Genomic DNA, 10,122 nt, shown 5'->3' with positions numbered 1-10,122 from the left:
CGTGGTCTATAGCCTTCCAGCGGTATTGTACCCTTAGTTCTTGTAAAGCCTCTATGGCAAGTTTCTGCACGTGCAAACGTTCTATTACCTGCACTGAATTAGGGAAGCATCGTTTCCTAATAAGTTTCATGGAACCTGCCATATCAAGGGTAACCTCTTTGACCTTTCTGCGTTGTTTCAAAGGGATTTTATTGAGTATATTAATGATATTATCAGCCTTAGTACCTTGTACTATAGCTACTATCGATCCTTTTTTGCCTTTAGCTTTTTTATTGGTAAGGATGGTGTAGAGTTCGTCGTGTGAGAGGGATGTTTCATCAATGGAAAGATATTCGCCTATATTTTCATTAAAAAGAAGCCAGTCAGAGGCATGGCTTTTTTGACCCCATGCTTTATAATTACTCAGGAAGTTCTTATACTGGTATTGTAGGGTCCTGCCATTGACGCTATAAAAACCTGCTACAGTTTTTACGTCCTTGTTGTTAGTATAGATTAATCTCTTTTTAAAAAGAAGCGAACTCACTGGTCAGGCGCGTTCCCTTTGCTACTAAATCCCAATTCCGGCATACAGCTTTACCGGTAGTTTCATTAATTCATCTGCGGCGTTTTATATGTAGAAATACCTGATGTCCACGAATGGGGAAGTCCTGAACTGTAATCTCATCAAAAAAAACTTTGGACTGTAACCTGTCAGACGAAAACTCCTGGGGCTGTTTATTCTGTTCTGCCAAATATAAATGAAGTATTTCTTCCTGTTTATCCATTTTCGTGAGTTCAAAATATTCAAATATTATTGGAGGCAATAATAGCTTTAAAAGTTCCCTGAATGAATCGTCCATCTCTAAAAATTAATATTTCAAAGATATTAGATACGATATTGCACCACAACTTTTGGTATTGATCCGTGAAGTGCGTTATTTTCAAAATAGAGATTTTCTGGATAGATTGAACCAATTAAATCCCTTGTTTCGGCGAGTTTGCCCTTTTCATACAGCATTTTCAGGTTTAACAGCCTGTCTATGCCATTTTTAAGCAGCTCCTCAATATCATCTGCCTCATTGTTCATGCTCGCCAGCCGAACTTCCAATTTGTTTATCATCCCGGCATAGTCGGATTTCATTTCCCTGTAATCGCCCGCATCAATTTTACGGATTGCTAGCAAGTCCCTTGTGTGGCTCAGCCTGCCTACATAATCCTTTAACTGGGCAAGAATTTTTTTCTTTTCATCCTGCGTGCCTTTAGTTTACTCATTATATTCTTCTACAATCTACTCCATATATAAATCTTTAATTTCAGGGCGTGGCATATATTTATCCAGTTTCAGTTTGAACAGCTGGCATAAAACTGTTTCAAAAAGGAAAAAGTCCCCTCAAATTGGGTAAAAATACACAATCATTTTTCGGAAAATATCATGCAAGAATTTACTTGAAGGTGTCATTTTAAGTCATGAAAGTTGAAGATTGAAGATTTTAAAAAAATAATGTAGTAGTCAACAGCCTCAATTTACCTCATCTTAATACCTAAATATGGGGTATTTCAATCTACCTACTAAGAGGTATTTTTATGGTTAGATTGTAAAATTACTGTTTTAATATATCTAACAACAGGTGTAAACATCTAAATTTGAGTAAGTTAATAAGATATAAGCATAAGCATAATACCCCGAATGATTATAAGACATGCTTGAATAATTCGACTATAAACAAGTTATTGATAAGTTCTAAAAAAGTCGATTTGTATAAAAAACCATTAGAATGAATAATTCAAAAAACAAAAATTTACGACAATGAGGTGGAGCAGAAACCACTCAAAAAAACGCACTGATTCCGTTCAGTGACTTCAACGGAAGGCGGTAACCGAAAAGCCTTATGAGTAGGGAAAATAAAATTTAATATTATGGCAAATACAATCCTATTAAACAACACCGACAATGGTGTGACTCTTAACATTATTAAAGCGGACAATAAAATGGAAATTTACATAAATCCTGATTTAGGTTCTGTTACCGGATTTGTAAAGGTTTATGAGACAATCAATTTCAGTAGTGTTACTACTAATGCAATGCTTGATATTTCTGGCTACCTCAGGGCTTTTAAGGAAGCGAACCCTAATGCAACAAGTGTATACATGGCTATATGTATGTCCAACTTTATTGGTAATGGTCAATTCCAATACAGTATTGCCGGAAATAACATAAGTCTGCCTACACAAAACCCTAATCTGTCCAATTGGAGTGGTCAAATGAACTCATATGTTGTGAACATTTTTTAGAAGTTGTATTTTCCAACAACAATGCCAGAGGAATCGCATTACTATTTCCTATGCATTCTATCAACTACCTTAATGGTATAACTATTCCAATGACCAAGACGAGCTTTCTTCTTCATAGAGTCTCCGTACTCTTGGCGACTCTGTTTTAAACTAATCTAGGCTTTTAAACTAAAAGTAAATTAAAGTGGATGCTACGTTAAACAATGAGTATTAGATCTCATGCATTCTAGTTAAAAGCTTCAGCAACCAATTTACCCTGATTCCGTTCAGTGACTTTAACGGAAGGCGATAACCGAAAAGCCTTATGAGTAGGAAATTTAAAATCTAATATTATGTCAAATTCTAATCAGGAATATCCTTCAATATACTTACAACTGTAAAATTGATGAAGCCGCTCAAATTGCATTTAAAGAAGCAATGAAGGATTTTGTTGGAGTAAGCTACAGCCCAGTTGCTGTCGCCCAGCAATTGGTAGCAGGTATGAATTACAAATTTTTCTGTAATGCTACTCCTGTTGTATTGCATCCGTTTCACTATGCTGCAGTGGTTTCTGTATACAAGCCACTAGATAAACCTGCAATCTTAACTGGAATTCATTATGTAAGCTAATTGCATTACGATTTTTTCCAAATCTAAAAACGCACTGATTCCGTTCAGTGACCTCAACGGAAGGCGGTAACCGAAAAGCCTTATGAGTAGGAATTTAATATCTAAGATTATGTCAACGCTTAACACTTTTCAGCTATCTATTTTAAGTCAAAATGACTTTGGTGCAGCAGATGGCTCTAATCTCATATGTATCGTCTCAGAAGCAAATGGTGGAACCTTACAACAAGGCTCTTTTCCTTTAAATGCAGAAATATTGTTACCAATTCCACCTGCAGAGGGAGTCACTCCATTAGCAACACCAACTTGGTTTCTGGTTCCTAATGGTGAAATTCAAGACACTTCGTACACAATTAGCATATCTTGTCCAACAGACCCGTCGTATCCTATAACGAATATGACCATTAATGCTTCAGATGTTAGTAAGTGGGCAAGTGTTCTTCCATTTGACCAGAGACCAAATCAGATTTATTCAAATGGAGTTTACGGAGTTTTTGGGTTTGCCCAAACCGGGCCAGATGGATTAATCTATACCGTAACTGCTGGTGTACTAAATCCGCAAGAATACGGTAACTAATCTTAGCTGCTTTACTTGTTTAAAGGGGCAGCCCTTGCAGAACACTGATTCCGTTCAGTGACCTCAACGGAAGGCGGTAACCGAAAAGCCTTATGAGTAGGGAAAATAAAAACAACCTCTTATGATTATAGCTATGTATACACGGAGTGGATATCCGTCTTCAAATGTAAAAAAATATGAAACAGATTATTCACAAACTAACATCAATACATTAATTCTATCTGGCCCTAACGGATATAATGGGGGGATTGTCTATAATGACTCTCCATACGAAATGTTTAACGCTCAGGGAAGCTATGTAGGTGACTCTACTTGGGCGTCAACATTGATTGAGTTTGCATCGTCAAAAAATATTACTAATATCTATTTTTCTCTTAGCAACTCAGCTATATCTGCTTTAGCAAATATGACACCAAATGGTTTAGAAAGCGTAATGAATTGGCTTAAACATAATAAAATAAGCGGTATAGACATGGATTGTGAATACTGGGGACAACCCGGAGGTTTAAAACCAACTTCTCCAGATGTCGAAACAGTAACACTTGCTGCTATTGCTGCCGGGCTAAAGTTAACTGCTGCGCCATATAATCTAATGGATGAATGGAAACAGTGGTGTCAATATGTTTCTTCTAAAAGTGGAAACGTAGAATGGCTTAACCTGCAATGTTATGTTGGTGGGTATGGTAACAATCCTGTAGAATGGGCTGAACAGTTCCCTAATATTCCTATCGTACCGGGTATTGAGCCTATAAACTCTAGTACAGACACAGGCCAATACACTCCACAGGAAGCTCTAACTCTATTTACTAATTGGCATCATGATGCTATTTCAAAATCTCTTACTTTGGGGGGCGGTTTTTTGTGGTACTTTGGTTTTTTCCTTTCTTTAAAAAATTACACCATTACTGATTATACCGAAGCAATTATTAAGGCAAATACAGTTACTATGGCAAATATAGTTACTGAGGCAAATACAGTTATTACCTCAACAAAAGTTACTATTAAAGCTAATACAAGTTTTTATGGCAATTTTCCAGTTACAGGGGGAAATTTATTAAGTGTAGGGTTTCAAAATATGGGCTTTCGTACAAAAATATATCCTACTCAATTAATGATTGATAGTGCAACTAACGTTTTTTTTCAAATTGACAATCTAAACTCAGATGCTGTAGATATTTATATCTGGGGTATTGCAGATAATCCTAATGCAAAATTTGGAAGCATTTCCTCAAGTGGAACTATCCCTATGTGAAAAACAGATATATTCCTCGTAGAGTCTCTTTAAACGAGACTCTACGAGGAATATAACAATAAAAAGATGTTTTTTTAGGGTACATCATCTTATACTTAATAAACCAAAACCAAAATCTAAAAACAAGCTTTAAGGTTCGCCAAAACAAACTCTATAAATAACCCCATCAATTGTAAAGGTGAATTGTCCATCTACATAAGAAGTTTGCAAATAAGTGAAGTAGTTATCCTATAAGATTAATCTTTAGCTGGAATAAGTATAAATTGTAAGAGAAATAAGAGCTTTGTTTTTTATAAACTATTGAAAACTTGATTTTTTGTGTTTTTTTTCAGGTAAAAAAGCACATGTTACCTGTAAGTTACTCCCATACCGTAGCCTTTGTGTTTAAATATCCCGTAACTTTACTATATAATTATAGGCTTAGTATGAACCAGCAAACCGAAATCCATTTTATTAATCGCAGCGGTTGGCTAAGAGCGGCTGTTTTAGGGGCAAACGATGGTATTCTTTCCACTACCAGTTTGGCTATAGGTATTGCTGCTGCCAGCGATTCCCGTAATCCTATAGTACTTGCGGCCTTGGCGGGCGTTGTAGCAGGCGCGCTTTCTATGGCAGCGGGAGAGTATGTTTCGGTGAGTTCGCAAAGCGATATTGAAACTTCCGACCTTGAAAGGGAGAAAAAGGAACTTGAAGAAATGCCTGAAGCCGAGTTGGCCGAGCTTACTAACATTTACATCAATCGTGGTCTTACACCGGAGCTAGCCCATAAGGTAGCGGTGCAACTTACAGCACATAATGCACTGGAAGCCCATGCCCGCGATGAACTGGGTATAAACGACATTATGCAGGCCAAGCCCTTTCAGGCTGCGGTAGCATCTGCCTGTGCGTTTATAGTAGGGGGGATATTGCCACTTCTTGTAGCAATATTTGCTCCCATCAAGTATATGGAGGTATTTCAGTACGGTTTTGCCATAGTGTTTCTTGCAGTTTCGGGTGCACTCGCCGCCGGAGCTGGGGGCTCTAACAAGATAAAATCCATACTGCGCATTTGCTTATGGGGTACTGTAGCCATGTGTGCCTCGGCGCTTGTGGGATACTTGTTTGGTGTTCAAACTACTTAATCTTTGTACTGTTATCAAAAAGTGCCATCAACTATACTTGTAAAACGCAACTTACGTTATTATTAATGTACAAAGACAAAGCATATGAAATTTTTAACCATCTTACTATTATTCGTTATTCCTACACAGTGGGAACCGGATTTTGAAAATGCAAAAAAGATAGCCAAAGAAAAGCATGAACTGATACTGCTTAACTTTTCGGGATCAGATTGGTGCGGGCCGTGTATCATGCTAAGAAAAGACTATATAGATAGTGATACTTTTCAGGATATGGCCAAAAGCAACCTTGTGCTTGTAAACGCTGATTTTCCGCGCAAGAAAAAAAACCAGCTCCCTGCCGATCAGGTAAAACGAAATGAGGCGCTTGCCGAAAAGTACAATAAAACCGGGCAGTTCCCTTTTACGCTATTGCTTGATGCCGATGGGAAGGTGCTAAAAACCTGGACGGGCAAACCGGAGGTTTCTGTTGAAGAATGGACACAGGAAATACAAACAATTTGTAACGCTCATAAATAGGCAGTATGAAGCCCTTTTCGCAGTCCCTAAAGCTTATGGGGAATAATTTTACCATTACCGTAGTTGCTGAAGATAACAGTTCGGCACAAAACTACATAGAGGCTGCTGTAGGGGAAATAAGAAGGATAGAGAAGCTGCTGACTACCTTTAACGATGAAAGCCAAACCAGTCGCATTAATGATAATGCAGGGATACAGCCCGTGGTTGTAGACAAAGAGGTATACGGCCTTATAGAGCGGAGTAAGTCCATTTCAAAAATTACCCAGGGTGCATTTGATATTACTTATGGCAGTATTGATAAAAGCCTGTGGAATTTTGACAAGAATATGAAGCAGCTGCCTTCGGCTGAAGAGGCTTTAAAAAGGGTACACCTTATAAACTACAATAACGTAGTGCTTAACCCGGAAGATACTTCGGTGTTTTTAAAAGAGAAAGGCATGCGTATAGGTTTTGGCGGTATAGGTAAAGGCTATGCTGCCGAAATGGCTAAGTCGCTCTTAGTGGATATGGGAGTAACCAGTGGCATCATTAATGCCAGTGGCGACCTTACAGCCTGGGGCAAACAGCCTGATGGCAGGCCGTGGCGCATAGGGATTTCTAACCCGGACAGGCCTCAGGACGTGTTTTCTTATATGGACATATCAGGCAAGGCGGTGGCTACCTCCGGTAATTATGAAAAGTATGTAATGATAGGAGGGAAGAAGTATTCGCATACCATCGATCCAAAAACGGGATTACCCATCTCGGGCATAAAAAGTGTTACCATTATAAGCAGTAATGCCGAGTTTTCGGACGCTATGGCTACTCCCATAGCAGTAATGGGAATTAAAGCAGGACTGTATCTTATAGACCAGATCCCTGATTTGTATTGTATAATTATAGACGATAACAATAAAATTTACACATCAAAAAATATTAACCTAAACTAAAACAACATGAAGCGTTTTCATTTTCTGTGCTGCGCTGTGCTGGTAGGTATTGCATTACCTTCCTGTACCTCGGTAAAAGAATACCAGAAAAATAAAATAAACGATTCGGAAATGGCACTTAATAACCGAAAAGTAGAAAAGACCGAGTTGAGTTTTCAAACCTACCGTGAAGGCTCATCTGGCGCTAATGCAGGAAAGAGCGGCGGAGGCTGTGGCTGTAACTAACCAAATAATCAGGACAAAGTATTATGAAGCGTATATTTATTACGGGGTTTGCCCTTATGGGGCTATTGCGCGCAGCTGCCCAGGACACTACTCCGGCCGATTCTACAGCCTATAAGCCGCAGAAATTGCAGCTTGATGAAATTAACCTTGTATCCAGTTACTATAGGCAGGATGGAAACAACTCGGCTGTTACGGGAGGGGTAGGTACAGAAAAACTTACCGATATATCTAACAGTATTGATGTTAAGTTTGTAAAAATAGGATCAACAGGAAAGAAACATACTCTTGATGTAGAAGTAGGTGTAGACCATTATACCTCTGCATCTTCTGATATGATAGACCTGAGTGCAAATTCTTCGGCTTCATCTTCAGATATAAGGATTTACCCATCGTTGAGCTACAGTGTAGAAAATGATCAAACGGGTAATACGTTTAGTGGAGGTTTGTCTTCTTCTACCGAGTTTGACTACCAGTCTTTTGGCGGTAATGTAAGCTTCTCAAAGAAAACAAAAGACCGAAACGGTGAGTTTACCGCTAAGTTTCAGGCGTACCTGGACCAGGTGAAAATGATAAACCCCATAGAGCTTAGATCTACATTAGGAAACGGAAATTCAGAGAGCCGAAATACTTTTGCAGGTTCTTTAAGCTACTCGCAGATTGTGAACCAAAATTTCCAGATTTTGTTCCAGGCCGATATAGTGTCGCAGCAAGGTTACCTGGCGCTTCCGTTTCACAGGGTATACTTTACAGACGGTACCGTACACCAGGAATATTTACCCGATAACAGGCTGAAAATACCGCTTGCAGTAAGGGGAAGTTACTTTTTGGGCGATAACATCATCATCAGGGCATACTACCGCTATTATACTGATGACTGGAAGCTAACCTCGCACACCGCTGACCTGGAAATACCGGTTAAGATAACGCCATTCTTTTCAGTAAGCCCTTTTTACAGGTATTATACACAGAGTGCGGTTAAGTACTTTAAGTCTTATATGGAGCATACAGGTGCCGATGAGTTTTTTACCAGTAACTACGACCTCTCTAAGTTTAACAGTAGTTTCATAGGAATGGGAGTAAGGCTGGCACCACCCAAAGGGGTGTTTGGTATAAAACACTTCAGTGCTCTCGAAATAAGGTACGGCCACTACAGCCGAACAACAAATCTTACATCAGACATTGTAAGTATAAACATTAAATACAAGTAATCAGAACATAAATAAGGGTGCAGTAGGGGTAAAATCCTACTGCGCTTTTTTTTACCCGAAAAGTTAATATTAATAAAGGCCTTAATTTGTAGGGAGTTATAAGAATAGTATTTACTGTAAAAGGGCACTTTTAACCACTTATTTTATTAGGTTTAAATATTTCTGTTTTATTATTTCATTTTATGCTAAAAACAACTACATTTGCACCCGTTCCCGAAAGGCTTGAAACAGTAGTAAACTGGGTAACGCATTGTAAAAGAATTATCAGTAACATGATAAAAAATATTTGCCTTAAATGGTAAGGGTCGCGTAGCTCAGCTGGATAGAGCACCTGCCTTCTAAGCAGGCGGTCACAGGTTCGAATCCTGTCGCGATCACTTTAAAGCTTCGGTTAACGCCGGAGCTTTTTTGTTTTGGGTGCGTGGCTCAGTTGGATAGTGCACCTGCCTTCTAAGCAGGCGGTCACAGGTTCGAATCCTGTCGCAATCATTCCTCTAAAGTCTTTGTTTGCTAAGGTTTTGTCGTTTTTATGTTTTATAAATATGTCTGTTTCTCAAATTTTGTAACTTCATAAAAGTGTTAAAATTTTGTTAAAATTAATTTTTACCGTAACGTTTGCGTACCTGCTTGCGTCTATTACTTCAAACGGCCTAATCAACCGTTAAGAAATAAAATATCAATCATCAAAATTCAATCATCATGAAAAAAGCGATCGTTTTCGCAGGTCTTGCACTTGCACTGTCTTTTAATGCAGCTACTGCAGCTACAATCACTAACAACAAATCAGTAAAAGAGCTTCGTGGGGAGTATGGCACAAATACTCCGCTTGCTGTAGCCATTGTAAAGGGCGATGTAGAGACTGTGAAAAAATTTATTGAGTACGGTGCCGATGTTAATGAGCAAAGCAGCGGGCTTACGCCACTAATGCTTGCTGCCCGTTACAACCAGGTAGACATTATTAAACTGTTGCTGGAAGCCGGCGCCAGGGTAAAAGAAACAGACGGTAAAGGATACACCGCCTTAAAGTACGCGCAGCTTAGTAACGCTGCTGAAGCCATTACGGTGCTGAAGCAGGCGCTTGCTGCGTAAATTATGAAGTTGTTTAGGTAAAAAAAAGAGCCCCGGTGTGATGAACATCGGGGCTTCTTTATTATATCTTATTTTGTATAGTCTGTCAGCTAAAGAACTATTGTATGGTAGATATTTTACCATATTTACTACAAGCTAACCCCTCAATTGCATTATTATGGATGGAAATAATATAAAATTATCATGTATTCCCTTTATTTCTCGGTGTCATTATATATATAAAAGAGTAGAAGGCGTTTGTTTTTTAAGGTTTTCCAAGCCGAACGCTAAAAACCTTAAAAAACTTTCACCTTCAAAGTGTGTTATATCAGTCACTTACCTTTTGATA

Annotated in this window: 11 protein-coding genes and 2 tRNA genes; 11 read left to right on the top strand and 2 right to left on the bottom strand. The window is 38.6% G+C overall.

Translation table 11 applies throughout. The annotated features are described in order from the left end of the window. The coding region (locus ACLI1A_RS19425; RefSeq protein WP_411410360.1) for an ISL3 family transposase at positions 1-523 on the bottom strand (523 nt) is incomplete at its 3' end. A 342-nt stretch (positions 524-865) separates the two neighbouring features. Beyond that, positions 866-1,162 carry a hypothetical protein gene (locus ACLI1A_RS19420; RefSeq protein WP_411410359.1) on the bottom strand — a complete coding sequence of 99 codons (297 nt, stop codon included), beginning with the start codon at positions 1,160-1,162 and terminating at the stop codon, positions 866-868. A gap of 734 nt (positions 1,163-1,896) precedes the next feature. On the opposite strand from ACLI1A_RS19420, the gene ACLI1A_RS19415 reads away from it, so the two are divergent. The 11 genes from ACLI1A_RS19415 (at position 1,897) to ACLI1A_RS19365 (ending at position 9,794) form a co-directional block, all read left to right on the top strand. Further along, entirely contained in the window at positions 1,897-2,271 is a 375-nt protein-coding gene (locus ACLI1A_RS19415; protein ID WP_411410358.1) for a hypothetical protein, read from the top strand. A 718-nt stretch (positions 2,272-2,989) separates the two neighbouring features. Further along, the gene (locus tag ACLI1A_RS19410) at positions 2,990-3,454 is read left to right on the top strand and encodes a hypothetical protein (RefSeq protein WP_411410357.1); all 465 of its coding nucleotides are present in this window, start codon (positions 2,990-2,992) and stop codon (positions 3,452-3,454) included. Between the two features lie 121 nt (positions 3,455-3,575). Continuing rightward, positions 3,576-4,706: a hypothetical protein gene (locus ACLI1A_RS19405; RefSeq protein WP_411410356.1), complete on the top strand. Its 1,131-nt coding sequence runs from the start codon at positions 3,576-3,578 to the stop codon at positions 4,704-4,706. A 425-nt stretch (positions 4,707-5,131) separates the two neighbouring features. Then, on the top strand, positions 5,132-5,827 hold the full coding sequence (locus tag ACLI1A_RS19400) for a VIT family protein (protein ID WP_411410355.1): 696 nt from the start codon (positions 5,132-5,134) through the stop codon (positions 5,825-5,827). 84 nt (positions 5,828-5,911) lie between these two features. Beyond that, the gene (locus ACLI1A_RS19395; RefSeq protein WP_411410354.1) at positions 5,912-6,343 is read left to right on the top strand and encodes a thioredoxin family protein; all 432 of its coding nucleotides are present in this window, start codon (positions 5,912-5,914) and stop codon (positions 6,341-6,343) included. A gap of 5 nt (positions 6,344-6,348) precedes the next feature. Further along, the gene (locus ACLI1A_RS19390; RefSeq protein ID WP_411410353.1) at positions 6,349-7,272 is read left to right on the top strand and encodes an FAD:protein FMN transferase; all 924 of its coding nucleotides are present in this window, start codon (positions 6,349-6,351) and stop codon (positions 7,270-7,272) included. A 6-nt stretch (positions 7,273-7,278) separates the two neighbouring features. Beyond that, positions 7,279-7,497, top strand: coding sequence for a DUF4266 domain-containing protein (locus ACLI1A_RS19385; RefSeq protein WP_411410352.1), 219 nt, complete (start codon positions 7,279-7,281; stop codon positions 7,495-7,497). A gap of 23 nt (positions 7,498-7,520) precedes the next feature. After that, on the top strand, positions 7,521-8,705 hold the full coding sequence (locus tag ACLI1A_RS19380) for a DUF3570 domain-containing protein (protein ID WP_411410351.1): 1,185 nt from the start codon (positions 7,521-7,523) through the stop codon (positions 8,703-8,705). Between the two features lie 303 nt (positions 8,706-9,008). Further along, positions 9,009-9,082: transfer RNA gene (locus ACLI1A_RS19375), tRNA-Arg, on the top strand. A 38-nt stretch (positions 9,083-9,120) separates the two neighbouring features. Then, positions 9,121-9,194, top strand: a tRNA-Arg gene (locus tag ACLI1A_RS19370). A gap of 210 nt (positions 9,195-9,404) precedes the next feature. Further along, complete coding sequence (locus tag ACLI1A_RS19365; protein ID WP_411410350.1) at positions 9,405-9,794, top strand: ankyrin repeat domain-containing protein; 390 nt, start codon at positions 9,405-9,407, stop codon at positions 9,792-9,794. Positions 9,795-10,122 lie beyond the last annotated feature (328 nt).

It is taken from the genome of Flavobacterium sp. RHBU_3, assembly GCF_046613565.1.
Taxonomy (GTDB): Bacteria; Bacteroidota; Bacteroidia; order Flavobacteriales; family Flavobacteriaceae; genus Flavobacterium.
The sequence above is the reverse complement of the archived record's forward strand: the minus strand, read 5'-3'. Positions and strand labels throughout refer to the sequence as shown.

Bases quoted from the DNA above. Each gene is read 5' to 3' on its own strand.
- ACLI1A_RS19415 (WP_411410358.1), top strand. From the start codon at position 1,897: ATGGCAAATACAATCCTATTAAACAACACCGACAATGGTGTGACTCTT.
- ACLI1A_RS19410 (WP_411410357.1), top strand. From the start codon at position 2,990: ATGTCAACGCTTAACACTTTTCAGCTATCTATTTTAAGTCAAAATGAC.
- ACLI1A_RS19405 (WP_411410356.1), top strand. From the start codon at position 3,576: ATGATTATAGCTATGTATACACGGAGTGGATATCCGTCTTCAAATGTA.
- ACLI1A_RS19400 (WP_411410355.1), top strand. From the start codon at position 5,132: ATGAACCAGCAAACCGAAATCCATTTTATTAATCGCAGCGGTTGGCTA.
- ACLI1A_RS19395 (WP_411410354.1), top strand. From the start codon at position 5,912: ATGAAATTTTTAACCATCTTACTATTATTCGTTATTCCTACACAGTGG.
- ACLI1A_RS19390 (WP_411410353.1), top strand. From the start codon at position 6,349: ATGAAGCCCTTTTCGCAGTCCCTAAAGCTTATGGGGAATAATTTTACC.
- ACLI1A_RS19385 (WP_411410352.1), top strand. From the start codon at position 7,279: ATGAAGCGTTTTCATTTTCTGTGCTGCGCTGTGCTGGTAGGTATTGCA.
- ACLI1A_RS19380 (WP_411410351.1), top strand. From the start codon at position 7,521: ATGAAGCGTATATTTATTACGGGGTTTGCCCTTATGGGGCTATTGCGC.
- ACLI1A_RS19365 (WP_411410350.1), top strand. From the start codon at position 9,405: ATGAAAAAAGCGATCGTTTTCGCAGGTCTTGCACTTGCACTGTCTTTT.